Source organism: Nocardia tenerifensis NBRC 101015 (genome assembly GCF_000308715.1).
GTDB classification, from domain to species: Bacteria; Actinomycetota; Actinomycetes; order Mycobacteriales; family Mycobacteriaceae; genus Nocardia; species Nocardia tenerifensis.
Genome location: NZ_BAGH01000418.1, coordinates 23844 through 48991, shown reverse-complemented (window position 1 = coordinate 48991; position 25148 = coordinate 23844). Strand labels below are relative to the sequence as shown.

Genomic DNA, 25148 nt, shown 5'->3' with positions numbered 1-25148 from the left:
CGCTTCTGGGGCAGGCAATGGGTATGGCCTGGTCAGTACGTGACCGCGAACGACGTTGTCCGCGTGGAGACTAACCGGATAAGAAAACTGGGCGGTCGGCTTTCCCTGCCGAGCGCCCCGTTCTGATGCACACCCCGCTGAGACGACAGAAAGGCTGCGATCAATGAGAATCCAGCCACGGCGCCAGATTCTGAATGTCTGGAGTTCATTGCTGGCGGCCTGCTACCAAGACAACGCCTGGATCTGGGGCGGGCGCGACGGCTCGAACTCCATCAGCGACGCCGAGCAACTGCTGTGTCTGCTCTATCCGGCCACCCAGATCGGCAGTTTCGCACTGCACAACCCCGACCGGATCGCCGACGACGTCCGCACGATCTTGAAACCGCTGGGCCGCGAGCGACGCATCGGCATGAAGATCGTCGAGGTGCTCGATGATTACCTGCTGCGCTACGAACACGACGAGCAGCCGGTCTTCGCGGCGGGTAGCTATCTGCGCGCCACCGACGCCGCGGGCGCCACCGACCGGCAGCGCTCCGTCGACGTGGTCGACGCGTACTCCATGTCGCTCACCGTCTGCCTGGCCGGCCTGCAATTCCTTCGCGCACTGCGGGAGTCGACCGGCGGCTCCGGTGAGCAGCAGCGGTTGGAGCAGTTGATCAAGCCCGTCGAGGCGCGCCTCAACAAGCGGCTCACCGCGGCCATGGTCGGTCTGGTGCGCAGCTTCGTGGTCCAGTCGGTCGACCCCGACAGCGAGACCGGCGAGGCGATGCTCAGCATGTTCAACCAGACCGGCGCCGAACCCGACGCGGTGGTCAGCGGCGTGGCGCGGCGGCTCGAACGGGTCCGCGGCAGGCTGCGCCGAGACGTCACGCTGAACAAGACGCCGCAGGCCGACCTGGAGAGCGAAGGCCTGATGTTCGAGTGCGGCTGGAGCTGGGGCGTGGTCAAGGACGCCGAGATCATCGACTTCATCGACGTGCCGATCGCCAAATCGGAGGGTTTCGCGATCGCGCGCCCCTACCTGTACTTCACCATCACCGCGCTCGACGGCATCAACGACCTCACCCAGCCGCGCACCCGCGAACTCGACCTGCTCGACGCCGAGCAGCGCCGCCTCGCCGACGCGCTGCAGCTGCGCTGGGATCTGGCGCAACGGTACTGGTCGGCGATGGCCCGATACGGCGACGGCGACTGGCCGCTGGAGGACATCCCCTGGCGCACCTCCGACGGCGAGGAGTCGGACTACTTCAGTCTCTGTGTCTCGGGCCTGCTGATCCAGGACCTCATCGCCCGCGAAGCCGACGACGACGACCTCACCAGGGCCACCCTGATCTTCGACGAACTGGCTCGCCGCGGCCGCATCACCCGCAGGCTGACCGAGGACGACCCGGCGCTCGGGCTGCACGTCCCCGGCGTGCTGCTGACACTGCACGGCATCGAGACGATCGACCAGGGTCCGCTGCTGTACTGGTCGGTGTCGGACTACGCGCCGATGTTGCTCAAGCGCATCCTGCAGGCGGCGCAGCTGTCGCGCACGCTGTCCACCCGCAGGCGGCTGCTGGCACTGGCGCAGGCGACGATGGACCACCTGGAGCAGCGCGCCTTTCCGAGCGGTCCGGCCAAAGGCCTGTGGGACGACGCGGCGCGCGCCTTCGAGCGTTCGTCGAGTGGGGAGTACACGCGCACCACGCGGGACGAGACCGCACCGCCCTCTTGGTATTTCACCGAACGCATCATCGAGTGCCTGGTCGTGGCGGAGTCGACCTATCTGAATCCGCCGTTCCGTTCCCCGACGTCGCTGACGCGCGCGCTGGAATTGCTCGATGAAGCCGACCATCTGCTCAATCAGAGATTTCTCGAGCTCAGTGAAAGGGACAACACGCCTAATCGCCGGGCCCTGGAGAGCGTCGAGAAGAATCTGCTGCGAGCGAGCAAATTGATCGATGAGCGTCCCGGCACGGCATTCAGCTTGTGCGTCGATGCCCTGCGCGAGCTGGATGGTCTCGAAGTCGCCAGTCTCGATGCGATGAGGGGTGAATGAGTTGAGCGAGCGCATCCTCGTTTTCTCGACGTCGGACAAAGGCGGCACCGGCCGGTCCGTGACCAGCTGTAACATTGCCTACCGGCTCAGCGTCCAGGGGTACAACGTCGCCTATCTCGACTTCGATTTCGGGTCGCCGACCTCGGGCGCGCTGTTCGAGATCGATAAGATGGACCGCGGCGTCACCGATAATCAAGGGCTGCACCGGTACCTGACGGGCAAGGACAAAATGCCCACCGGGCGCGATATCCGGTCGGAGACCAATCGCAAAGACCTGCACGCCCTTCGGCACCCCTATCAGCTGACCCTGTTCCCCGGCGACCGCGGCGGCGGTGAGTTCGCGCCGACCGACAAGGTGGTGAAGCAGTGCATCGACCTGCTCACCATCTGCAAACAGGACTACGACGTCACCTTCGTCGATCTCAGCGCGGGCCGCTCGGCGGCGCTGGAGATCGTGCTGCGCGCCACCGCCGCCGAGCCACTGCGCGAGTCGACGGCGCGGTGGCTCGTATTCCACCGCTGGACCCGGCAACATATCCTGGCGGCCAACGGTTTGGTGCACGGCCCGAACGGAATTCTGGTGACCGGCGCGAAATTTGGCCACGAAGCGGGGCGTCTGCTTGAATCTGTGCGCTACGTGCGCACCGCCGTGCCGTCGACCGACGAGGGGGCCGGCGACAAGGACCGCGGGCCGCAGTGGGCGTGGTTGCGCAAGCAGAACGAGGCTTTGGAACAGCTCGCTCAGGCCAATCAGATCGGCCTGAGCGTCACGCTGGGCACCACGCCGGTCGAGCCGGTGCTGCAGTGGCGGGAACAGGTCATTCTGGACGCCGACGTCGACGCCAAGATCGCCAATAAGGAAACCGTCGACGCGTTCGAGGAATTGGCCGAGGGACTCATAGACAAGGACGGGCTCTTCTGGTCATGAACGATGCCACCGTGTACAGCGAGGCGACCGAGCAGGTCCAGGTCGCCGGCGTGGAGTTGGCGCATCTTTCCATCGAAACGGGGCACTTCTATATGAAGAACCTGACGAATGGGGATGACGCTACGATCCGCGCACACTTCAAGCGGGTGGCAAAGCTGGTCGACCTGTACACCGAGGCCGCGAAGGCGGACTTCGGTGAATCCGCGCGGGTGAGTACCTGTTTCCTGATCGATGACTACTTCGGCCCGAACACCGACCCGACCGAGATCCTCACGAAGGTGCTCGACATCGCGAACGACTGCGAGCTGCGCATCGACTATCTCGCGCGCGAGGCGGGCTGCTGGGAGACGCCGCTGTACGTCGACGGCCACCTGACCGGGCAGCAGATCAAGCTGGCCGAGATGGTCGCGTCCTGGCTCGTGGCCGAGCCGGTGCAGCCCACCACCGGACGACGCCCACCCGACGTCGAGTCCGGCTGGCTGTGCAACGGGCGGCGCTCCTCCGAGCACGACTCGGATCAGGCGATGCAGGTGCCGGAGTATCGCCATCCGAAAGAGCTCGGCAGCCGCGAACACTCGATCTTCCTCGACGTCGAGCTGTGGAACAAGCAGATCGGCAAGGACGGCGAGGAGAACACCCGCTGGTCCTGCCCCTTCCTGGCCTCGATCTGGCAGCTGCTGCGCCTGGGCATGGTCCGCTACGAGGGCCGGGCGGTGGTCGAGCCGGTGCCGCGCGCCGCGAGCTGGCCGAAGAGCTGGTGGGAGATGCCGTCGGTGGTGCAGCTGAATCCGAAGGCCGCGCCGTTCGCGGCGTATCAGGCGCTGTCGATTCTGCCGCAGAGTTACTTGAACATCGAGCACGCGGTCCGGACGATCCTGGACCACATCGTCATCGATCAGGAGGTCTTGGACAAGACCATCAAGCGCGGCGCCGACGAGCGGATCGTGATTCCGCGGGAGGTCGGCCAGCGCCTGTCCCATGTGTTCGTCGACGAGGTCGTCAAGCGCCTGCCCGCCGCCGAGCACGCGATCTTGCCGACGCCGTCGTGACCGGGCCCGATTCGCCGCTGGCCGTGCTCGGGGAGATCCACACGTGCCTTCTGCCCTCGCGCAACGTGCTCGATCTGCCCGCGAGCAGCGAGCTGCTGAGCGCGGTGCAGCCGGGCAGTACCGTCTCGTCCCGGGAAAGGCCTATCCCGCTGGCGATCTCGCCGAACCGGGTCGAGGGCGTCGACTGCGATCTGATTCCGTTGTCGGGCAAGCACGTTCACGTCATCGGCACGATCGCCTCGCGCGCGGTCGTGGTCGGCGGCCGAATCCTGCAGGGTTCCTCGCAGACTCGGGTGACGCGGGCACAGGAGGCCGCGCGGCAGCCGTGGTCGCATTATCTGAGCATGCCGGGCACGGTGGAGGCGGTGAGCAAGCTCGGCGACGCCCCCGCCGGTCGGCTGGCCGACGGGCATCTGCGCGCGCACGAAGAGGACCAGCTGGACCTGACCTCGATCAGCCAGCGGATGTCGACCTTCATCCGTGTCGATCCCCGGCTCGATCAGCGAATGCCCTTCCGGGCCGGGACAACTCGGCTACGCTGGGCCGTCGAGGTGGACCCGGACGCGAATGAGCTGCCGCGCTTCGCCTTTCGGCTCGTCGGTAAGCGGGTGCGCTCGGTGCGGCTCACCATGGCGGAGCCGGATATGGCCGCCGCGCAACGCTTCTGCGAGGATTTGGCGGCCCACGATTGGCTGCTGACCACCATCAGTCAGATGGCCGACCGCGGCGGGGCCTCCGACCACGAGACCGACATGCTGCTCGACCAACTCGTGCCGATGCTCGATCAGCTTGTGCCGCTGTGGATGCCGGGCGCGCACGCCTCGCCCGGACTGCGGCGGCTGTGGGCGGAACTCGAGTCCGACCCCGGGTTCACCCGGCAGTGGACCGCCCGCGTCGGCCAGCTGCGCGACCGGGTGACCACTGAAACCCTCAAGGCGCTGCGGCATTCCAAAATAATCAGCCACGACTGGTGAGGCCCGCGACGGGTGCGATTCAGAGCCGGAACCAGCGCCGCACGAGCAGCGCGAAGAACACCGACGTCGACAGCACCCCCGCGTACGCCTGCACAACGAAGACCAGCTGAGCGGCCCCCTGCAGCCCCGCGGTATCCGAGGAGCTGAGGGGGTTGAGGTAGTTCATGGCGCAGTCGTAGACCACCGTCACCGTGGAGGCGGTGGACAGCCAGCGCACGATCACGATCGACAAGCCGACCTGCAGCACTATCCACAGCAGCATCCGATACGGGCGATACCCATAGCCGCACACCAGATCCGAGAAGTAGCCGACGCCCCTGCGCCACCGGATCGGCTGGGCCCGCCGCCGCGCCCTGGCCAGGCTCAGGCCGCAGCGGTCCTCCGCGTCGGTGTCCCCGTCCTGGCGGAACAGGCTCCACGCGCGCTGGAACGCCAGCGCCGCATGGCTGGGCAACACCGGCGCCAACGCGGTGCCGATCAGTTCGTAGACCTCGGCGAGCCGCCGGCTCTGCGTGCGGCTCAACCGCAGCGGACCCCGGTACTCGACCTCGGCGGCGAACAGCGCGACCAGCACCTCCGGCGAGACCTGCCCGCTCGGTCCGGCCGTCTGATCCAGGCGCGCGTAGCCGCGCGCGAACAGCAGGCTGTCGCTGCGCCGGCGAATGCCCGGCGGGTCGTACTTGGCGACGATCGCCTCGACGTGCTTGGTGAACGAATCCAACAGCGCCTGTTCGCCTTCGCGCCGGCGCACATCCCACTTCTGGGCCAGGAACCTGTGCAGCTCCTCGTCGGCGTACGCCCTGGCGCTGCGGTCGACCCGGGTGAACATCGAGCGGGCGAACGGCGACTCTTGTTGTTGCTCATCCACGATGTACTGCCCCCGCGATCTACGTCGGTTCTCGGCGCAAAGTCACGATAACGCGATACGACACCTGAGCCGGCGTTCTGCGCGAGCCGCGAGACTGCCGATCGTTTGCCCTCTTCGCGGGTGCGCCGCTGGCTAGAATGGCGTTGCGCCGCACAGGCGGCGGGCGAAGCGGGGAGGCAAAGCCATGGCCGACTTGTTGTTCATCGTCACGGTCGGTCCGGGAGACACACGGCGACTCGATCGGCTGACCGACGAACTCGCCGACGAGCTACGGGAGATCTCCGGCGTGCGCGTCGGCACGGCGACGACGGCCGGTAGTCCCGGCACCAAATCCGGTACCGCGATCGAGGTCGGCCAGTTGCTGGTGTCCGGGGGCGCGCTCGGCACCACCGCCTGGGCGATCCGCGATATCGTCCTGCGGTTCCTGGCGCGCGGCCGCGCCGAGTCGGTGACGGTGCGCAACGGCGACCGCCGCGTCACCATCGTGCGGCCGACGGACGGGCAGGTCGACGACCTCGTCGACCAGTTGCGGGGTCTCTTAGCCGATGACTAGCCCCCGGGGCCGCCGGATCGCGCTGTTCGTCGCCAACGACACCTTCCACTCGCCGTCGATCGCCCAGCTCTACGCACCCGTCTCGGACGCCCGTGAGCTGCGAAACCTGTTGCACGACCCCAGCATCGGCGCCTTCCAACCGGCCGAGATCCTGGTCAACGAGTCGAAGACGGAGATCGAGCGCGGCATCGAGCGGCTGTTCCGCGGCGCCGGGCCGGAGGATCTCGTGCTGTTCTACTACTCCGGCCACGGCTTCCGGACCAGCCGCAACCTGTATCTCGCCGCCTGCAACACCGACCCGAATCTGCCGAGCAGCTCCGCGGTGTCCTCGGCGTTCATCAAGGAACTGATCCACGAGTCGAGCGCCACGGCCAAGATCATCCTGCTCGATTGCTGCTACAGCGGCGCGTTCTTCGGCAACGACGTGATCAAGGCGGTCGACGGCCAGGACGACGGCGTCGGGCAGTTCCTCGGCACCGGCGACGGGATCTGCGTGATGACCGCCTGCACCGGCGTGCAGATCGCCGAGGACGGAGTGCGTTCCGCCGCGGACGATTCCGTGCCGCTGTCGATGTTCACCTCGGCGATCGTCAACGGCATCACCAGCAATGGGCTGGCCGGCAGCGGCACCGGGCAGATCAGCACCCACGATCTGTGGACCCACGTCTACGACGAGGTGCGTCGCCGCACCGACCGGCAGACCCCGAACCACTACGGTTTTCTGAAGGACGAGGTCTACATCGCGCGCACGCGCCGCCGCACGGCGGGCGCAGGCGACGGCGGCGATCGTGTGCTGCTCGGCAGCCTGCTCGGCCGGCTGGAGCAGGTCGACGATTCGGGCCTGCGCGCGGAGAACTGGTGGGGCACCGGCAGATTGGCGGTGCCGATCGGCAGGCAGCGCAGGCCGGACGGCACCGCGGGCGACATCGTGCAGCTCGAGTTCGCCGGGCCGGACAACGGCCTGCTCGTCGTGGGGCGCGCCGGTTCCGGCAAGAGCACCCTGCTGCGCACGGTGGTGGCCTCGCTCGCGCTGACCCACTCGCCCGACGAGGCGCGCGTGCACGTGCTCGAGTCCAGCAATCGTCTCGGCTCGATGCGCGAACTGCCGCACGTCGCGGACGTCGTCTGCGACGACGAGCCCGAGCAGGTCGCCGAGCTGCTGCAGCGCATGATGGAGGAGATCGGCCGCCGAAAGCGGTTGTACCGCAAGCACAACATCGACTCGCCGACCAGCCTGCGGGCGGTTCGGGCCACGCTGCCCGAGAGCCCGGTGCCGGATCTGTTCCTGGTCCTCGACCGCTGGGAGGACTTCGCCGAGCTGCTGCCGAGAATCCAGGAGACGGTGCGCCGCATAGCCGACACCGGGCCGGAGTATGCCGTGCACGTGGTCGCCACCGTCCGGGATTGGAGCGAGGTGCCGGACTGGATGGTGCGGCTGCTGGCCGTGCAGATCGAGCTGCGCATGCACCAGCCTCGCGATTCGCACATCGATCCGGAGCTTGCCGTGCGCCTGCCGGAGGGGCCGGGGTGGGCGCTGCACCAGCAGCAGCCGTTCCGCATCGCGGTGCCCGACATTCGCGAGCCGCCCGCGGACCCCCGGATGGTGGACGACATGACCGACGGCGCGGCCGACCTGGTCGCCCGGGTGCGAGCGCGGCACACGACCGAGGGGGCAGGCGCCGGCTCGGCGGGGCCGGAGGTCGAGGCGAGTTTCGCCGCGCTGCACGGCCTCGGCGACATCTCCGCGCTCGATATCGACCACTGGTGGGGTGAGCGCGCGCCGCGGGACGCGTTGCGAATACCCATCGGTGCGACGCGCCCGGGCGACCCGGTGCTGCTCGATCTCAAACAGGGGGCCGAGGGCGGCATGGGCCCGCACGGACTGGTGGTCGGCGCGACCGGCTCGGGAAAATCGGAGCTGCTGCGCACCATCGTGCTCGGACTGGCGCTGCATCACGGCCCGGAGCGGGTGAACTTCCTGCTCGTCGACTTCAAGAACGGTGCGACGTTCCAGCCGTTAGCCAGCCTGCGGCACCTCGCCGGGCATGTCCGCGACGTGGAGCAGGATCTCTATCTGCGCGAACGCCTGCAGGACGTGCTCGACGGCGAGATCGACCGGCGGCGCAGGCATCTCGAGGACAGCGGCCCGTACACCACGATCGGCGAGTACGAGCAGGCACGGGCCGGCGGCGCGCCGCTGCCGCCGCTGCCCGCGCTGGTGATCGTGATCGAGGAGTTCGTCGAGTTGCTCTCGGGGACTTCGACATTCGTCGACGTGCTGGTCCGGATCGGGCGGCTCGGCCGGTCGCTCGGCATGCACCTGCTGCTCGGCACGCAGCGGCCCGACGAATGGCGGCTGCGCGCGCTGGACACCTATCTCTCGTATCGCATTGCGCTGCGCACCTTTTCGGCCGCCGAGTCCCGGCTTGTGCTGGGCACCACCGACGCCTATCACCTGCCCCGGATACCCGGGTACGGATATCTGCGCATCGGCACCGGAGCCGTGACGCGTTTCCGGACCGCGTACGCCTCCGGGCCCGGCCCGTCGATCTCCGGCGGCGCGGGACCGGTCGATCGTCCGGTGTCGGAGTCGCTCGCGGTGGCTCTCGGCGGCCACGGCTCCGCCGCGCATGTGGTGTGGACCGATCCGCTCGGCGACTCACCGACCGTGGGAATGCTGCTGCGCCAGCGGGATACGCCGTCGGTGACGGAGCAGGCCGGGTTGCTGCGGCTGCCGATCGGCGTCGTCGACGTACCGCGCGGGCACTACCGCGACGTGCTGTTCGCCGACCTGTCGGACAGCACGGGGCACCTGGCGATCGTCGGCGGCCCGCGGTCGGGGAAGTCGACCGCGCTGCGGACGCTGGTGGTGGCCGCCGCGGCCACGCACACGCCGGAGCAGGTGCAGTTCTACTGCCTGGACATGGGCGGCGCGCTGGCCGGGCTGGCCGAGTTCCCGCATGTCGGGTCCGTCGCCGGGCGGCGCGACTCGGATCGGGTGCGCCGCACCGTAGCCGAGGTGGCCGCCCTCGTCGGCCGCAGGGAGCAGCGGTTCCACGAACTCGGGCTCGTGTCGATGCGTGAGTTCCGTTCGCGCAAGGCACGAGTGGCGGAGTTGCCGCCGGAAAAGCGAGCGGCCGAACCGATCTCGGCGGACGCCTACGGTGATGTATTTCTGCTCGTCGACGGATTCGACGTTGTGCAACAGGACTATCCGGCGCTCGAGCAGACGATCATCACGATCGCGACGCAGGGGCCACGCCTCGGTGTCCATGTCGTGGTCACGCTGCCGCCGTGGACCAGGACCCGGCTCGCGCTGCCCGACGTGGCGGGCACCCTGATCGAGCTGCGGCTCGGCGACCCCGCCGACTCCCAGCTGGATCGTCAGGCCGCCGGTACCGTGCCGCCGGATCGTCCCGGGCGCGGGCTCTCCCCGGACAAATTGCATCTGCTCATCGCGCTGCCCCGGCTGGACTCCGACACCGATCCGAAGCAGCTGTCCACTGGGGTCGCCGAGGCCGCCCGGCGGCTGCGCACGATCTATGGGACCCGGCGGGCGCCGGAGGTTCGCCTGCTGCCGCTGGAGATTCCGCGCGCCCAGGTGCTGCGCGCGGCCCTGCACGCCGGTGTCGCGCAGGACGCGACGCATCTGGCCGTCGGCCTCGGCGAGAACGAATTGTCGCCGCTGGTCCTGGATTTCGACGCGCAACCGCACCTCATGGCCTTCGCCGATCAGGGCTGCGGCAAAACCACGCTGCTGCACAACATCCTGCTCGGCATCGCCGAGAACTCGACTCGCGAGCAGGCCGAGATCCTGCTGATCGACTACCGGCGCACCCTGCTCGACGCGGTGGACCCGCGCCGATTGACCGCCTACTGCGCCTCGGCGGCGGCGGTGCCGGACGCGATCGACGCGCTGTGCCGCACGCTCGCCGCCCGCGTGCCCGGCCCCGAGGTCGGCCCGAACCAGCTGCGTGAGCGCGGCTGGTGGTCCGGCCCGGAGTGCTACGTCGTCGTCGACGACCACGATCTGATCGTGACCGACGGCGCCGACCCGCTCGAGCCGCTGCTCGAATTCCTGCCCGCCGCAGCCGATCTCGGCCTGCACCTGGTCGTCGCGCGCCGGTCGACCGGCCTGGCCAGGGCGCTGCACGGCACCCTGCTGGGCAGGCTGCGCGAGGTGTCCGCCGCCGCCCTGCTCATGAGCGCCCCGGCCGAAGAGGGCAAGCCCTTCACCGCCGACCTGCGCGCCACCCCGCTCCCGCCGGGGCGTGGCACCCTGGTCACGCGGTCCCAAGACCCGCAACTCATCCAGGTGGCCTCTCTGCCGCCGCCTCGATGAGGCCGTCCTAGACCTCGGCCGGGGTCGAGGCCGCGTCGGTTGTCGCGAGGTGACGGCGGCGGCTCGGCATCAGCATGGTCGGGTGGGCGACGCTCCAGGCCGCGCCCGCGCAGATGAGATTCTTGACGCGGGCGGCGAATCGGCCCGTCAAGACGGTGGATGTCGGCTGATCGGCGGGGGTCACCTTCTGGACGATGGCGTCGCGGCGGCCGAGGCTGATGCATTGCGTCGCATAACCGATGGGGGCGTCGGGAACCTCGCGTCCGGTCAGCCGCGCGGCCAAGGCGTCGGCGGCCAGCCACGCCATCGGGCTCGCGGTGGCGCAGCCCATCCGCAGCGGTTCGCCGCCGACGCCGATCGCGAAGCCGGCGTCGCCGACGGCGTAGACATCGGGGTGCGAGACCGAGCGCATGGTGGCGTCGACGACGATCCGGCCGGTGTCCGACACCGTCAGCGTGGTGGCGGCCGCGATCGGGTGCACGGTGAAACCCGCCGTCCAGACCGTCAGGTCGGCCGCGATCAGCTCGCCCGCGCCGGTGCTCACACCGTTCTCCTCGACGCGCATGACGTCGACATTCTCGTGCACCGTGATGCCGAGCCGGTCGAAGGAGCGACGCAGGTGCCGCTGCGCCTTCTCGTGCAGCCAGTCGCCGACCCCGCCGCGCGCGGCGATGGCGACCGCGAGATTCGGCCGGGCCTCGGCGATCTCGGTGGCCGCCTCGATACCGGTGAGGCCGCCGCCGACGACCAGGACGGTCGCACCGGTGGTCAACTCGTTCAGTCGCGCGCGCAGCCGCAGCGCGGCCTGCTTGCTCGCGACATGGCTGGCGTACTCGCGGACACCGGGGACGCCGTAGTCGGCGATCGTGCTGCCCAGGGCGTAGACGAGGGTGTCGTAGCCGAGCGTCTCGGCGCCGTCCTCGTCGACGAGATCGACCGTCTTGCCGTCGACGTCGACCTCGGCGACCCGCGCCACCACGACCCGTACGCCGGTGCGCGCGAACATCTCTCGCAGCGGGCGCGCCGGCAGCTCCTGCCCGCTCGCGAGCTGGTGCATCCGCACCCGCTCGACGAACTCGGGGTCGGCGTTCACCAGGGTGATCTCGACGTCGTCGCGGTGCAGCCGCTTGGCGAGGCGGCCCGCGGTGATGCCTCCGGCGTACCCGGCTCCGAGGACGACAATGCGATGCTTCATGACGAGCTCCTATCTGGGTTGCACTCACCTCCTGAACAGGACAGCGGCGCGAACCCTGACAGGTCCCGGTTGTGATGTGGCTCACCACTTCCGATCAAGTGGCTCGTGCGGCCCGGTGGCCGACCACTGGCGGGTGATGTGCGCCAGCTTGTCGGGGTTGACCTGGATATGAATCGCCGCGACGCCGTCGGGCCCCGGCTCGAGGCCGATGACGCCGTAGACCCGCCCACCCACCTCGACGAGCAGCGCGGGAGCGCCGTTGGCGACGACCGCGTAGAAGACGGCGTCGTCGCCGACGAAGGCGCGCTTGGCGGGGGTCGGCTGGAACACATGGCGCAGGTACCGCGCGATGTCGAACGCGCCGACGACCGGGATCTTGCGCGCGGGCAACCGTCCGCCGCCGTCCGCGACGCTCACCGCGCCGTCGGTGAGCAGCCGTACCAGCGGCTCGGTGTCGCCGCTGAGCGCCGCGGCGAGAAACTCCTCGACCACCCTGCGCGCCGTCGCCGCGTCGACCTCGACGCGGGACCGATCGGTGCTCACATGCTGCTTGGCCCGCCGGTAGAGCTGCTGACAGTTCGCCTCGGTGAGGTCGAGAATGTCCGCGATCTCGCGGTGCGCGTACCCGAACGCCTCGCGCAGCACGTACACCACGCGCTCGTTGGGCGAGAGCCGCTCCATCAGCGTGAGCATCGCGAGCGAGACCGACTCGCGCTGTTCGGCGGTGTCGGCCGGGCCGAGCATCCGGTCACCGGCCAGGACCGGCTCCGGCAGCCATTGGCCCACATACGATTCCCGCCGCATCCGGGCCGAGGTGAGCTGATTGAGGCAGAGATTGGTGAGCACCTTCGTCAGCCACGCCTCCGGCGTCTCGATCAGCGACCGGTCCGCCGCGTGCCAGCGCAGGAACGTCTCCTGCACGATGTCCTCCGCGTCGCCGGCCGACCCGAGCAGCCGGTAGGCGATCGCCTCCAGCCGGCCCCGGTAGCTCTCGAACAGATCGGCCTCGCGCGTACTCATCGCTCCATGCTCGACTATCGCGATTAATCGGCGACAGCCTGGTCGTCGAAGCGCTCGCGGGCGCGCTCGACCTCGGGCAGGGTGAGCGTCGACCAGCGCAGGAGTGCGTCGATGAGGTCCTGCAACGTCTTGCCGAGCGGGGTGATGCGGTACTCGACGGCGACCGGTCGCGTGTTCGTGACCACGCGCTCGACCATTCCGTTGCGCTCCAGCCGCCGCAGCGCGGCCGTGAGCGACTTCTGCGTCACCACCGGGATCGCCCGACGAAGTTCGTTGAAGCGCAGCGGGCACCCGCACAGCGCGTCGAGCACCTGCAGCGACCACTTGTCGAGCACCTGATCGAGCAGTTCACGGTGCTGTTCGGTGAGTTGCGGGCTGTCCGAGTACGACGCGGCGGTTTCCTGCATGACACCTAGTCTCGTTGAAGTTCCCTTGGGACACCAGGTAGACATCGGATACCTACGCAGAAGGGACATTTCATGGCCGTGCAGCTGCTCACCCCCGAGGGCATGTTCACCCCCGTTCCGTACCACCACGTCTCGATCGGCACCGGCACGCGCCAGGTGCACGTGGCAGGCCAGATCGCCCGCGACGCCGACGGCAACCCCGTCGCCCCCGGCGACCTCACCGGCCAACTGGCCCAAGCGCTTCGCAACACTGCCCGCGGATTATCCGGCGCCGGAGCCACTTTCGCCGACGTAGTCCGCCTCCGCTTCTTCGTCACCCACTGGACCCCCGACAAGTACCCTGCCTTCCTGGCCGGAATCGAAGAGGTAGCAGAAGAACTCGCCCTACCCCAACCCCTCCCACCCGTCTCCGCCATCGGCGTCGACTACCTCTTCGAACCCGACGTGCTCGTCGAAGTAGAGGCATATGCGGTCCTGGACTGAGTGATCGACCAGAGGGCGTTCAACCGAACGCCCCCAACCGATTCAGGCGCATGGTCACCAGATGTCGGCCCAGATCGGTCGTTTGGGAACATCGAGCAAAGCCGAATTGCCCTGCACGACAACGGCGATCGAGGAGCCAACACTGAGACGCTCAGTCAACGCCCGTGCTTCGAGTTCACGGTATTGCGGATAGAAGTACTGCTTGCGGACCCGGGCCTGCGCACCCGAGTCCGGATGTGGAAACTCGGCCTCCACCGTCACCCGCCACACATCGAAGTTGAGCAGGCTTCGACCGTACTTGCGCCGCAGATCCGACTCGACCACCACCGCGGTCACCTCGGACCCGTTCCGGCGCAAAAACTTTCGACGCAGCCGCCATGCGGCGGCCAGGACGAGCATCCACGCGCCCACGCCCAGCAGTACGCTTATCGGCAGAAACAGCGCCATGGCGACTTGCGAACCGGTCCAGCGCGCTATCGCGGCCCCCACGTTCAGCACGCCCGCCATGAACGCCACCGCCGCGACCGCGACGCCCACCGTCCACACCAGCGACATCGGGCCGATCAACTTCTGGGAGTGCCCCACACCGACTCCTTGCCCCCACCGCTGGCCACCCACCGACTGTAGCCGTCTCGCGGAATCCGGAGCCACCGCCGACTCAGCGCCAGCCGGGGAGCGTCAGGTCCCGCCACCGGTGCTTTGGCGAATTCGGCTCCGGCACAACGCCTATGGGCCCGCGTCGGGTTCCTGGCCGGGGCGGAGGGTGCGGCGGATGGCGGTGCGGAGCCAGTGGTGGGCTCCGTCGGCGGTGTGGCGGGGGTGCCAGGCCATGCTGATGGTGAGGGGCGGCAGTGGCAGGGGGATGTCGAGGAGGCGCAGGCCGAGGGCGTTCGCGTCGTCGGTGAGGGGGGAGGGGTCGGCGCCGGGAAGGGCGGCGGGGACGAGGCAGACGATGTCGCTGCGAGCGGCGAGGGTCATGGCCGCGAGGTGGCTGGGGAGGACAATGCCGACGCGGCGGTGCAGGTTCTGCTCGGCCAGCGCGGTGTCGAGCGGTCCGGTGAACCGTCCGCGCCGGCTGACCGCGACATGGTGTGCGGCGGCGAGCCGGTCCGCCGTCAAGGGGCCTTCGGTGAGCGGGTGGCCGGCCCGGACGGCCGCCACCATGCGCAGCGTGACCAGTTCTTCGACCTCGGTTTCGGGGTCGACGTGATCGATAGATCCGATCTCCAGATCGACCCGGCCGTCACGGAGGGCGGACCCGGCCTCCAGCTCTTCGGCTCTGAGCCGGAACGAGACCCCCGGCGCCTCCTGCTCCGCGAGGCGCAGCAGCCGGGGCGCCAGCGCCGCCCCGACCAGATCGGCGGTCTGAAGGGTGAAGGTGCCGCTCAGTCCGGCGGGGTCGACGCCGGTGCCGGGGCTGAGCAGCGCCGCGAGGCTGCGCACCACCGCCGCGGCTTCCTCGCGCAGGGCTTGCGCCCGTGGTGTGGGCACCATGGCCTGTCCGGCCCGGACGAGGAGCGGGTCCTGAAGGATGCGGCGCAGGCGGGCGAGGGTGCGGCTCATGGCGGCGGGCGAGGTGTGCAGCCGGGCGGCCGCGCGGGTGACGCTCTGTTCGGCCAGTAGGGCGTCCAGCGCGATGGCGAGGTTGGCGTCGAGGATCGGATTCGAGCGGCTCACCAGCATCATTCCGTTTCAGTCAATAATTCCGTGCCGAAATTCCCATTGTGGCAACGCTTGGCGCGCCACAGGATTGCGGGTGTACCGATCCACATCACCTGCGAGGTTTGCATGATCGTCATTACCGCCCCTACCGGGAACATCGGCCGTCCCCTGCTCTCTCGGCTCCTGGAGTCCGCGCCCGCCGCGGGAGAGGAACTGCGGGTGATCGTGCGTGATCCCGGGGGGCTTCCGGCCGCGGCGCGCGGGCGCGTCGAGGTGATCACCGGATCACACGCCGACGCCGAGGTCCTCGACCGAGCCTTCGCGGGCGCGGACGCCGTCTTCTGGCTCGTTCCGCCGGACAGCTCCCGCACCCCGGCGGACGGCTACAGCGGATTCGCCGCTCCCGCCGTCAAAGCCCTTGCCGCACACGGCGTCGGCCATGTCGTCGCCGTCTCCGCGCTCGGCCGCGGCACCCCGGTGGCCGAGCGTGCCGGGCTGGTCACCGCCACCCTCGCCATGGACGATCTCATCGCGGGCACCGGCGTCGCCTACCGTGCCCTGGCCAACCCGTCCTTCTTCGAGAACTTCCTGGAGGAGACCGACTCGATTCGCGAGAACGGCGTCTTCGTCGACGTCGTCGACCCCGACCGCAAGGCCCCGCTGGTCGCCGTCGCCGACATCGCGGCCGTCGCCGCCGGTCTGCTGCTGGACCGCTCGTGGAGCGGCAATGACAGCGTTCCCGTCCTCGGTCCGGAGGACCTGTCGCCCAACGACTTGGCGCGCATCATGACCGAGCAGCTCGGCCGCCCCGTCCGCTACGAACGCCAGCCGTACGAGGAGCTGCATACCACCCTGCTCGGCTACGGGCTCAACCAGGAATTCGCTCAGGGCGTGGTCGACATGAAGCGGGCGAAGGACCAGGGTCTCGACGCGGGCGTCGCTCGCACGCCGGACACCGCTTCTCCCACCACCTTCGAGCAGTGGTGCGCCGAAATCCTCGCGCCCGCAGTCGGTTTCTGACATCCACCCACTACTTTTCGGAGGCGCCCAGATGCCCGCTGAACACACCGAACCGCCGGTCACGGCGTTCATCCTCGTCAAGACCACGCCCGAGTGGCTCGCGCTGACCGTCCAGGAACGCGCGCACGCCTTCACCACCCAGGTCTTGCCCGCCATCGAGGCCAAGACCACCGGCGTGCGGTCGCGCTTCTACGACACCGAGTTCTACTCCGCCCGCGTCACCGATGTCTGGGTATGGGAAGCGCGGGACCACCACGCCTACCAGTTGCTCATCGACGCACTGCGCGAAACCCCGTTCTGGGACCGCTATTTCGAGATCATCGACCTTCTCGTCGGCACCGAGAACGGTTACGCCCGCACCTACGGGCTCGATCCCGTCGCCACCATCACCACCTGACGCCCGACGAACTCGCTCAGCGTGCAATCCGGGCTTCGATCCCGTCGAGCACGAAATCCAGTCCGGTCCAAAAGGTTTGGTCGGCGTCCAGGTGGGGCCCGTCGTGCACCATCTTTGCCAGCGCGGGGAACAGGCCGGTCGCGAAGGTTCGCACTAGATAGGGCCCGAAGGCGACCTGCCACTGCGTCTTGTCCATTCCGGAGGCCCGCTCGGCGCGCCGCTCGGTGATCTCCCGGCGCACCGCGCCGATCACGTACGCGTTCACCGCGTCGACCGCGGGCACGACGATATCCAGGTCGACGCCGTCCATAGCGGCCAGCACGGATTCCCCGCTCGCCAGCGTGTTGGGTCCGAGCTGGGGCCGTCCGCCGATCAGGTCGGCGAGCCACTCGTGCTGGTGGGCGGCCCGCCGGGTGGACTCGGCCAGGGAGCGCAGCACTTCTCGCCATCCGTCGCCCGTCGGCCGGATGTCGGCGTGGACCGCGTCGACCATCAGATCGAGCAGTTCCTCCTTGGTGTCGATGTAGCCGTACAGCCGCATCGGCCCGACATTCAGCGCCGCGGCGACCTTGCGCAGCGACACCGCGTCCAGGCCGTCCGCGTCGGCGAGCTGGATCGCCGCGCGAACGATCTGCTCCCGATTCAGCGGGGCCGGCACCGGCCGATCCGGCGGCTCCGGCCGCTCCCACACCAACATGGCACTGACAATACACCGTAGTCGCTGATACAGTGTATCGGCAGATGCAGTGAATCGAGGAGAAGCCATGACCATCGCTATCGTCGGAGCCGGCCTGGGCGGCTTGGCCCTCGCTCGCGTGCTGCACGTGCACGGCATCGAAGCCGTTGTGTACGAACGAGAATCGTCACGTCGTGCCCGCGGGCAGGGCGGCATGCTCGACATCCACTCCGGGCAGCAGGCGCTGCGCGAGGCCGGTCTGATCGACCAGTTCTTCCTGATCGCCCGGCGCGAAGGTCAGGACATGCGGCTACTCGAGCCGGACGGCACCCTGTTGCTCCAGGAGGACACCCCCGAGGACGCCCCGCTCGCGCGGCCCGAGGTGGACCGCGCCGATCTGCGCGACCTGCTTCTGAACTCCCTCCCCGAACACACGGTGCGCTGGGGTCATGCATTCGAGTCCGCCGACAACGGCGTGCTGCGCTTCACCGACGGCGGCAGTGCGAGCTACGACCTGCTGGTCGGCGCCGACGGCGCGAACTCGCGAGTCCGCGCGCTCCTCACCGACGCCCGACCCGCGCACATCGGCCAGAACATCATCGAACTCAGCATCTCCGACATCGACCGCACTTACCCCGACCTCGCCGCCATGGTCGGGCGCGGCAACTACTGGGTACTCGGCAACGGGCAATCCCTGGCGGCTCAGCGCAACGGCGACGGCCGAGTCCGCATCGGCCTCAGCTTCTACAACACCCCGGGGGACTGGTTCGCCACCAAGGGGATTCCCTTCGACGACCCAGCCGCCGCCCGAGCGCGACTCATCGAACTGTTCGACGGCTGGGACGCCCGCTTCACCGCCCTCATCGCCGCCAGCGACGACACCATCGTGCCCCGCGCGCTCACCGCCCTCCCCGCCGGCCTGACCTGGCCCTCGAACCCGACCGTCACCCTGCTCGGCGACGCCGCCCACCTCATGCCGCCGGTAGGCGAAGGCGCCAACATGGCCCTACTCGACGGCGCCCAACTGGCCCTCGCCCTGGCCGCCCACCCCGACGACTACGCCTCGGCCATCGAAGAATACGAACGCGAAATGTTCGAAAGAACCACCGCCGCCGCCCAACAGTCCACTGCGGTACAAGAACTACTGACATCCCCCGACGCCAGCCGAAGAATGCTCGAGTTCTTCCAGCCGGACCGGCGCCGAGCGAACGCGGCCACCTAACCGCTCGCGCAGCAAGTTTCGTAGCGTACGGGTCAAAGCGTGATCACGATTTTGCCGTGGACGTGGCGGTCGGCCTGCAGTGTCACGGCCTCGCGGATCTCCTCGATCGGGAACGTCGCGGCGATCGGCACGGTGATCCTGCCGGCGAGGATCGAGTCGGTGATCCGCGCCATGGACTCCGGGGCCGCATCGAAGCCACCGGTTGCGCGCACGCCGCCGGGCGGGTTGGGACCGGCGGCGACGGTGGAGATCCGCTCGGGCGATACGCCGAGAGCCCTTGCGGCCTCGGCCGTTTCGGTGCCGAACAGATCGGTCGCCGCGGTCACTCCTTCGGGTGCCAGTGCGCGCACGCGGTCCGCCAACCCGGGTCCGTAGGCCACGGGCTCGACGCCGAACCGGCGCAGGAATTCGAATGTGCTCGGCGAAGCCGTCCCTATTACTGTGGCGCCCGCCAGTTTCGCGAGCTGTACGGCGAACACCCCCACTCCGCCCGCGGCCCCGCCGATCAGAATGGTGTCGCCGGACCGCAGTTCGACCGCCGCCAGCGCCGCGGCGGCGGTCATGCCGGCCACCGGGAGCGTGGCCGCCACCTCATCGCTGATGCCTTCCGGTGTGTGCCAGAGCATTTCGGCCGCGGACGGCGGTGTTTCGACTACAACGAAATCGGCGACGGCTCTACCCATAGCGCCACCGTATACGCGGTCACCCACCGCGAAACCCTCGGCGTCACTGCCGATTTCGTCGACTACGCCGGCGAAGTCATAACCGAAGCCGGACGGCAGGGCGATACCGAACTGCGCCGCTAGCTCGGGTCGCGCGGCGATACCCCAATCCATGGGATTCAGGCCGGCGGCCGTGACGCGGACGCGGACCGCGCGCGGCCCGGCATGTGGTTGCGGAACCTCCCGCAACTCCAGGACCTCCGGACCCCCGAATGTGTCGTAGATGACCGCTCGACTCATGACTGCCTCCGATGAAGTGATGGGACTTGGTCTCATCACCGTACACCCGATGATGGGACCAAGTCCCGTACTCTGTGTGTCATGGCCCGCTGGCAACCCAACGCCGCACAGCGACTCGCCGCCGCCGCCCTCGACCTGTTCGAGGAGCAGGGCTACGAGCGCACGACGGTGATCGAGATCGCCCAACGCGCCGGGCTCACGAAAAGCACCTTCTTCCGGTACTTCCCGGACAAGCGGGAGGTTCTCTTCGGCGGCGGCACGATGACCGCACTACTCATCGAGGGGATCGCCGCCGCGCCCGCCGGCGCCGGACCTGTCGAAACAGTGGCGCACGCCCTGGAGGCGATCGGGCGCGAAGCCTTCACACCCGATCGGCGCGAGTTCAGTGCTCGGCGGCAGGCAGTCCTGGCCGCCCATTCGGAACTGCGCGAACGTGAGGCATTGAAAGAACTCGCTCTCACCGCGGCGATGGTCGACGCACTCGAGCGCCGCGGCGTTCCCGCCCTGACCGCGCGCGTGGCGGCGCAACTGGGCGCGCTCGCCTGGAAAATCGCCTATGAGCGCTGGATCGAGTCGGCCGACGACTTCGGTGCACTCGCGCGCCGAGCCCTCACCGAAGTGCACAAGGCCAGCGCCCGGTGCTGACCCACGTGGGTGTCAGTTCCAGGTCGCCGATTCCGGGTCGATGCCGTGGACGCGAGCATTGGCGTCGATGATGTCGCGGAGCCACGTGGCCAGGCCGGGCGCGAGGTCGTCGTAGAAAGCGGCGAATCCCGGATCCGTGACGTACCTGCGCCCTAGACAGACGTGCATCGAATGGGTGCAGTCGAAGTAGGCGCCGATCGATGCCCGATGCCGCTCCGCCAGCGCGTTGGCCTGGTCGCTGCCGGGCGCCACCGCCGCGCGGCAGGCCGCGGCCAACTCCGCGTTCAGCGCCTCGACACCGGCGGCGATCTGCTGCCAGTGCTCGGCCGTCCTACCGGCGGCGCGTTCGGCGTACTGCGCCCACTGAACGGTGTCACCCCACTGATCCCGCGCCTCCTCCACCCAGGAGGGTTGCCAGTCCCGACCGAAGATCTCGACCTGCTCCTCGGCCGACAGCAGAATCCCGCTCTCCCTGGCCTCGATCAAACGGTCCAGGGCTCCGGCCATTCGGTGCATGCGATCCGCACGCTCTCGCAGCTGATCACGCTGCTCACGCAGCGAGGCCATCGCATCGCCCGCCGGCGCCTCCAGCAACGTCTTGATGTCATCGAGCGGTACGCCGAGCTCACGGTAGATCAGCACCCGATGAATACGGGCGAGGTCCGCAGCCGTGTAGAGGCGGTACCCGGAGTCGGTGCGCCCGGACGGACGGACCAACCCGATCGCATCCCAGTGATGCAGTGTCCGGATCGTCACGCCCGTGCGCGTCGCAGCGACACCGACGGTGAGACCGGCGTCCGCCGCAGCTCGCTTCGTCATACCGCCCAGTCTGGCAGCGCTGCGATGCGACACCGCCGCCATGCTCATCGTTCAGGCGCTTCGATTCCTATGGACCGAAGAAACTCGGCCTCGACACTCTTAGGATCGTGCGGCCGCGCCGCCGTCATGATCACCCGAGTATCGTCCGGCGTCCTCACCTCCAACTCCACCGTATTCCAAGGCATTTCGCGCGGCCCCGACGTACACCCCGGCACCAACTCCGCACAGGCGGCGGCAATCTCGTCGATCTGACTCAACACACACGAAAAGCCCACACTCAATGCCGTCGCCTCAGCGGCACGCTCCGCCGGCACCAGCAGAACATCCTGAAACGCCCACCGCCGCAGATGAGTGATCTGCCCGGGAACCGAGAACAGATCGAAGAACCCCAGCCCACGAATCCAGAACTCCGCCGACGCAGCCAGATCCGAAGTCGGCACCGTGGCATACATCGGCATGCCGTAGATCCCCCGAAAAAGCTCCGGCGGCACAGCGCCGACGCCAGGCGCGGGAACAGGACTGATACTGAATGCAGGGAAAGTCTCGGTCATGCCAACAGCCTCGAGCCTCACGCTACGTCAGGGTCAAGGCCCTGTGCCGCCCGTCACTAGCACCGCAGCCGATGCTGTAGGGGCGAAATCATCGTTGCCGATGTGTCGCAGCCATGCGGATATGTCGTGCAGAAGCGAAAGGTACTGTGTACCAATGGGATTCGAGATCGTACGGTTCGATCACATCGTAATCAATTGCCGTGATGTCGAGGCGACCGCGAACTGGTACACGAAGGTTCTCGGAATGCGAGCCGAAAAATTCGGTCCGGCCGGCCGGACGGCTTTGGCGTTCGGCAACCAGAAGATCAATCTACGACCCCTGGGAGCTTCGCAGGACGATCCGGATTGGGAGACCGGTGCTGTCGAAGCGGCGGGCTCAGCAGACCTGTGCTTCATCACCACCGCATCGCCCGATGACGTCCGGGCGCACCTGCTGGCGTGTGGTGTGGAAATCACGAAGGGCCCGGTGCCCAAGACCGGAGCGCTGGGCGACATGGTGTCGCACTACTGCCGCGATCTGGACGGAAACCTGATCGAGATCGCCGTTTACCCAGAACAATCGGCGCCGTGAACCGAGCCCCTCGAATCCACGGTCGGGCAGCGACCACCATCGCCACGAGAACACGCTCCTCGGTTAAGAATTCCACCGCACCGACGATTCGACGACTACCGCATGACTTCACCAAGCACTTCATCATGATGATTCGATGGACAAATTCCTGGTGCTGGTCAACGGACTTCCCGGCTCGGGCAAGTCGACATTGGGCCGGGCGTTGGCCCGGTCGTTGAACGCCCAGTTCCTATCGAAGGACACCGTCAAGGAAGCCCTTGCGACCTGCCTCGATGATGCCACTGACCTGCGCGCACTCGGCGGGATCGCGATGGACACGGTATGGGCCCTCGCGCAGGCAATTCCGGGCACCGTCGTCATCGACTCATGGTGGTTCAAGCCACGTGACCTGTACTTGGCCCGCACCGGAATCCGGAAAAGCGGAGCCTCGCGCGCGATCGAGATCTGGTGCGACGTCCCCGCCGAAATCGCCAGGGCTCGTTATGCAGGCAGAAACCGTCCCGCCCTCTACGAAGACCACCAGCGGCTCGCCGAGGACTGGGACACCTGGGCCGCGCAAGCCGCGCCACTGGGACTCATACCCACGCTGGCCGTCGACACCACCGGCCCAGTCGACTGCTCACACCTCGCCGGCCAAATCCACCTCACCGCCGGCCCCGTCAGCAACGAGCACCGGCTGACCAGCTCTCCGTAATGCCCTCCACGCCGTCTCATGAGACATACGGATGCTGGACAACGCTAGGCCTGCGATCCCCTCCAAGCTGCTGCTGTAGGGTCTCAAATTCGCGGCAGCCGCCAGCCGATTGACCTGGCGGTTTCCAGTTGTCTCACGCCGTGGCCAGCAGCGCTTACCTCAGTTCGATGGCATTTCTTCGGTCTGGTTGAGATCCAGCACCTCTGCGGCAAGCAAGGTTCCCTTGGTTTGAACGAGCAGCTCGCTCGGTCCCGCGGTACGTAACGCAGAAATCCTTCTGGCCACGGCGGTGCGCTCTAGCACCTGTCCCACGGAGTCCAAGCGGAGCAACGCTCCGGTGTGCGTGGCCACTACGAGCCCAGCCCTCGTCATAGCCACATGATCAACCAGCGCCTCGCGGACATTCACCCGCCACAACACACGGCCGTCGACCGGGTCGACGGCGAGGTAACCGCCGCGAAGTTCACGCAGCCACAGCATGCCGGCGTTGTACTCGACTGCCGTTGCGGCGAGGTCGGCCTCAGCACGGACGAACTCGCGCACGATGGCGGATGACAGTCGTATATCGACCACCGACCTCGGCCCGCACCGCGCGAGGAAGCGATCGGGTCCGATCGGGGTGAAGGCTGGCTGGTCATCGCAGCTGATCAGTGGCTCCGGCAATCGCCAGCGTGATAGTTCCTCGCCATCACCTGGACGGATCAATCGAATCACCGTGTCGCCCGGCACTCCGATCAGCACGCCGTCACCGACGAGGGCGGGCAGCACGGTGTCGACGCAGTCGGTCGTTTCCCAGCGGCGTGCTCCCGTCTCGAGATCAAACGCCATGAGCGGAGAATAGTTTCGCCAGCCACCAGCGAGCACAGTATCCGCCGTGGTCACCAGGTGACCCGTCGCCGGAGGGATGGCGGTATTCCAGAGCAGTGCTCCTGTCCGCACGTTCAGACAGGACAATTGGTGAGTGTTTTGGGCGATGACCAGGCACCGATCGCCGGTCACGTGGACCGCGCGGGGCCATCTGCCGACGGAAACGTCCCAACGAAGCGAGCCCGTGGGTCGGTCCAAGCTGACGAGCCGCGTGTTGCGCTCATGGACGACGACCGATTCGGGTGTCAGTGCCACTGCCTTGATACAGCCCCGTTGATGTAGCTGCCGCTCCCACAGCGTCTGACAGAACACCCAGCCAGTCCACCAGACGAAAATCACTTCCGCGAATACTTTATGGCTCACCCGCTCTCGACGCCGCCGCACCCGCCAACCCGAATCCTTCTGTCAAGGACCGCAACTGGCGGAGATCATCGCGCGGATCTCGAATTGTCCTCTGGCTAAGGAAGAAACGAGTTGTCGGTACCACCTGCCATCATGCACGCTATGACGTCTTCCGACCCGTTGGCCCCATTCCGGTGGCTCCACGACGGTGACTCCCTGCTGGACGATATCTTCACCGTGGCCTTCTTCCGCGGGCTCGACCCGTCGGAGGTGGTGCGCCGCTTCAGCCGCGGCGAGGATCACGGCCAGGAATCGGACTTCGTCGGGCTCATGGACCAGGCCACCGAGTTCTCTATCAAAACCGGCGGAGGGTACGGGGGAGGCACCGTGGGTGTCTTGCAGGTCGGTGAGTGGAGCGTGGCCATCGAGCCGATCGGGTGGATGGCCACGCTCCACGATGTCCTGGCCGAATTGTCGCGTGATTGTGAGGTATTGGCCATCACTCGGCACGGCTACGCCGAGGACAGCCTCGGGTACGCGATCGACGGCACGATTGTCACGGCCTACCACCCCTTGCACTGCCCCCACCTTCGATACGGCTCCGAGCCTGACCGGCTCAACGGGTTCATGCGGGAACTCGGCATGGCCGTGGACTCGCTGGACGACGAGAACGATCGCGACGACGAATACGACTGGGAGGACGAGGACGAGAGATACGAGAGCGACTACGTCTCTGCCCTACCGAATGCTTTCGCTTTGGCCGCGAAGCTCACCCAAGTGCGATTCATCCCGGAAATCCTCGATCGCGCGATGCTCGTCGGACCCGTCGCGTACAGGTGATCGTCCAGTAGCCGCAGCGA

General features: G+C 67.9%; 25 protein-coding genes. 14 read left to right on the top strand and 11 right to left on the bottom strand.

Annotated elements, in window-relative coordinates:
* Nucleotides 1-163 precede the first annotated feature (163 nt).
* From ON39_RS33105 to ON39_RS33090, 4 genes are read left to right on the top strand one after another with little or no spacing between them, the layout of a single operon-like run.
* The gene (locus ON39_RS33105; protein WP_040740073.1) at nucleotides 164-2041 is read left to right on the top strand and encodes an SCO2524 family protein; all 1878 of its coding nucleotides are present in this window, start codon (nucleotides 164-166) and stop codon (nucleotides 2039-2041) included.
* A 1-nt stretch (nucleotide 2042) separates the two neighbouring features.
* Nucleotides 2043-2969 carry an SCO2523 family variant P-loop protein gene (locus tag ON39_RS33100; protein WP_083894831.1) on the top strand — a complete coding sequence of 309 codons (927 nt, stop codon included), beginning with the start codon at nucleotides 2043-2045 and terminating at the stop codon, nucleotides 2967-2969.
* Nucleotides 2966-4018 (top strand): SCO2522 family protein, encoded by a 1053-nt coding sequence (locus ON39_RS33095; protein ID WP_040740072.1) that lies wholly within the window; start codon nucleotides 2966-2968, stop codon nucleotides 4016-4018. Before ON39_RS33100 ends, ON39_RS33095 begins: the two co-directional genes overlap by 4 nt.
* On the top strand, nucleotides 4015-4992 hold the full coding sequence (locus ON39_RS33090; RefSeq protein WP_040740071.1) for an SCO2521 family protein: 978 nt from the start codon (nucleotides 4015-4017) through the stop codon (nucleotides 4990-4992). The genes ON39_RS33095 and ON39_RS33090 overlap by 4 nt, the downstream gene beginning before the upstream one ends.
* Before the next feature lie 19 nt (nucleotides 4993-5011).
* Here ON39_RS33090 and ON39_RS33085 read toward each other — a convergent pair whose 3' ends face one another.
* Complete coding sequence (locus tag ON39_RS33085; protein ID WP_040740070.1) at nucleotides 5012-5860, bottom strand: hypothetical protein; 849 nt, start codon at nucleotides 5858-5860, stop codon at nucleotides 5012-5014.
* Between the two features lie 184 nt (nucleotides 5861-6044).
* Between ON39_RS33085 and ON39_RS33080 the strand changes: the two genes are divergently transcribed.
* Complete coding sequence (locus ON39_RS33080) at nucleotides 6045-6413, top strand: hypothetical protein (protein WP_040740068.1); 369 nt, start codon at nucleotides 6045-6047, stop codon at nucleotides 6411-6413.
* Entirely contained in the window at nucleotides 6406-10755 is a 4350-nt protein-coding gene (gene eccCb, locus ON39_RS33075; protein WP_040740067.1) for a type VII secretion protein EccCb, read from the top strand. Before ON39_RS33080 ends, eccCb begins: the two co-directional genes overlap by 8 nt.
* Nucleotides 10756-10762: 7 nt before the next feature.
* Here eccCb and ON39_RS33070 read toward each other — a convergent pair whose 3' ends face one another.
* The 3 genes from ON39_RS33070 to ON39_RS33060 form a co-directional block, all read right to left on the bottom strand.
* The gene (locus ON39_RS33070; RefSeq protein ID WP_040740066.1) at nucleotides 10763-11950 is read right to left on the bottom strand and encodes an NAD(P)/FAD-dependent oxidoreductase; all 1188 of its coding nucleotides are present in this window, start codon (nucleotides 11948-11950) and stop codon (nucleotides 10763-10765) included.
* An 81-nt stretch (nucleotides 11951-12031) separates the two neighbouring features.
* Complete coding sequence (locus ON39_RS33065) at nucleotides 12032-12970, bottom strand: RNA polymerase sigma-70 factor (RefSeq protein WP_040740065.1); 939 nt, start codon at nucleotides 12968-12970, stop codon at nucleotides 12032-12034.
* 23 nt (nucleotides 12971-12993) lie between these two features.
* Complete coding sequence (locus ON39_RS33060) at nucleotides 12994-13377, bottom strand: winged helix-turn-helix transcriptional regulator (protein WP_040740064.1); 384 nt, start codon at nucleotides 13375-13377, stop codon at nucleotides 12994-12996.
* 72 nt (nucleotides 13378-13449) lie between these two features.
* Here ON39_RS33060 and ON39_RS33055 point away from each other — a divergent pair, with 72 nt between their 5' ends.
* Complete coding sequence (locus tag ON39_RS33055) at nucleotides 13450-13860, top strand: RidA family protein (protein ID WP_040740063.1); 411 nt, start codon at nucleotides 13450-13452, stop codon at nucleotides 13858-13860.
* 54 nt (nucleotides 13861-13914) lie between these two features.
* On the opposite strand, the gene ON39_RS33050 is transcribed toward ON39_RS33055, so the two are convergent.
* Together ON39_RS33050 and ON39_RS33045 are read right to left on the bottom strand one after the other, a co-directional pair.
* Complete coding sequence (locus ON39_RS33050) at nucleotides 13915-14445, bottom strand: hypothetical protein (protein WP_040740062.1); 531 nt, start codon at nucleotides 14443-14445, stop codon at nucleotides 13915-13917.
* A 141-nt stretch (nucleotides 14446-14586) separates the two neighbouring features.
* Nucleotides 14587-15537: a LysR family transcriptional regulator gene (locus ON39_RS33045; protein WP_246002901.1), complete on the bottom strand. Its 951-nt coding sequence runs from the start codon at nucleotides 15535-15537 to the stop codon at nucleotides 14587-14589.
* Nucleotides 15538-15648: 111 nt separating this feature from the next.
* Here ON39_RS33045 and ON39_RS33040 point away from each other — a divergent pair, with 111 nt between their 5' ends.
* Both ON39_RS33040 and ON39_RS33035 read left to right on the top strand, forming a co-directional pair.
* Nucleotides 15649-16542, top strand: a complete 894-nt coding sequence (locus tag ON39_RS33040) for an NAD(P)H-binding protein (RefSeq protein ID WP_040740060.1) — start codon at nucleotides 15649-15651, stop codon at nucleotides 16540-16542.
* A 31-nt stretch (nucleotides 16543-16573) separates the two neighbouring features.
* Complete coding sequence (locus tag ON39_RS33035) at nucleotides 16574-16939, top strand: darcynin family protein (RefSeq protein ID WP_040740059.1); 366 nt, start codon at nucleotides 16574-16576, stop codon at nucleotides 16937-16939.
* A 16-nt stretch (nucleotides 16940-16955) separates the two neighbouring features.
* On the opposite strand, the gene ON39_RS33030 is transcribed toward ON39_RS33035, so the two are convergent.
* On the bottom strand, nucleotides 16956-17636 hold the full coding sequence (locus ON39_RS33030) for a TetR/AcrR family transcriptional regulator (RefSeq protein ID WP_040740058.1): 681 nt from the start codon (nucleotides 17634-17636) through the stop codon (nucleotides 16956-16958).
* A 67-nt stretch (nucleotides 17637-17703) separates the two neighbouring features.
* On the opposite strand from ON39_RS33030, the gene ON39_RS33025 reads away from it, so the two are divergent.
* Nucleotides 17704-18837, top strand: coding sequence for an FAD-dependent oxidoreductase (locus ON39_RS33025; RefSeq protein ID WP_040740057.1), 1134 nt, complete (start codon nucleotides 17704-17706; stop codon nucleotides 18835-18837).
* Between the two features lie 32 nt (nucleotides 18838-18869).
* Here ON39_RS33025 and ON39_RS33020 read toward each other — a convergent pair whose 3' ends face one another.
* Nucleotides 18870-19799, bottom strand: coding sequence for an NADP-dependent oxidoreductase (locus ON39_RS33020; protein WP_040740055.1), 930 nt, complete (start codon nucleotides 19797-19799; stop codon nucleotides 18870-18872).
* Between the two features lie 81 nt (nucleotides 19800-19880).
* Between ON39_RS33020 and ON39_RS33015 the strand changes: the two genes are divergently transcribed.
* On the top strand, nucleotides 19881-20444 hold the full coding sequence (locus tag ON39_RS33015; protein WP_040740054.1) for a TetR/AcrR family transcriptional regulator: 564 nt from the start codon (nucleotides 19881-19883) through the stop codon (nucleotides 20442-20444).
* Nucleotides 20445-20456: 12 nt separating this feature from the next.
* Here ON39_RS33015 and ON39_RS33010 read toward each other — a convergent pair whose 3' ends face one another.
* Nucleotides 20457-21263, bottom strand: coding sequence for a MerR family transcriptional regulator (locus ON39_RS33010; RefSeq protein WP_040740108.1), 807 nt, complete (start codon nucleotides 21261-21263; stop codon nucleotides 20457-20459).
* Nucleotides 21264-21307: 44 nt separating this feature from the next.
* Complete coding sequence (locus ON39_RS33005) at nucleotides 21308-21814, bottom strand: VOC family protein (protein WP_040740052.1); 507 nt, start codon at nucleotides 21812-21814, stop codon at nucleotides 21308-21310.
* Between the two features lie 154 nt (nucleotides 21815-21968).
* On the opposite strand from ON39_RS33005, the gene ON39_RS33000 reads away from it, so the two are divergent.
* Both ON39_RS33000 and ON39_RS32995 read left to right on the top strand, forming a co-directional pair.
* The gene (locus ON39_RS33000; protein WP_040740050.1) at nucleotides 21969-22385 is read left to right on the top strand and encodes a VOC family protein; all 417 of its coding nucleotides are present in this window, start codon (nucleotides 21969-21971) and stop codon (nucleotides 22383-22385) included.
* Nucleotides 22386-22521: 136 nt separating this feature from the next.
* Nucleotides 22522-23079, top strand: coding sequence for a P-loop nucleotide/nucleoside kinase family protein (locus ON39_RS32995; RefSeq protein ID WP_051187424.1), 558 nt, complete (start codon nucleotides 22522-22524; stop codon nucleotides 23077-23079).
* Nucleotides 23080-23238: 159 nt separating this feature from the next.
* On the opposite strand, the gene ON39_RS47700 is transcribed toward ON39_RS32995, so the two are convergent.
* Nucleotides 23239-24309 carry an outer membrane protein assembly factor BamB family protein gene (locus ON39_RS47700; protein ID WP_157195545.1) on the bottom strand — a complete coding sequence of 357 codons (1071 nt, stop codon included), beginning with the start codon at nucleotides 24307-24309 and terminating at the stop codon, nucleotides 23239-23241.
* Between the two features lie 141 nt (nucleotides 24310-24450).
* Between ON39_RS47700 and ON39_RS32985 the strand changes: the two genes are divergently transcribed.
* Entirely contained in the window at nucleotides 24451-25128 is a 678-nt protein-coding gene (locus ON39_RS32985; RefSeq protein ID WP_040740106.1) for a DUF6461 domain-containing protein, read from the top strand.
* The last annotated feature ends 20 nt before the right edge of the window (nucleotides 25129-25148 follow it).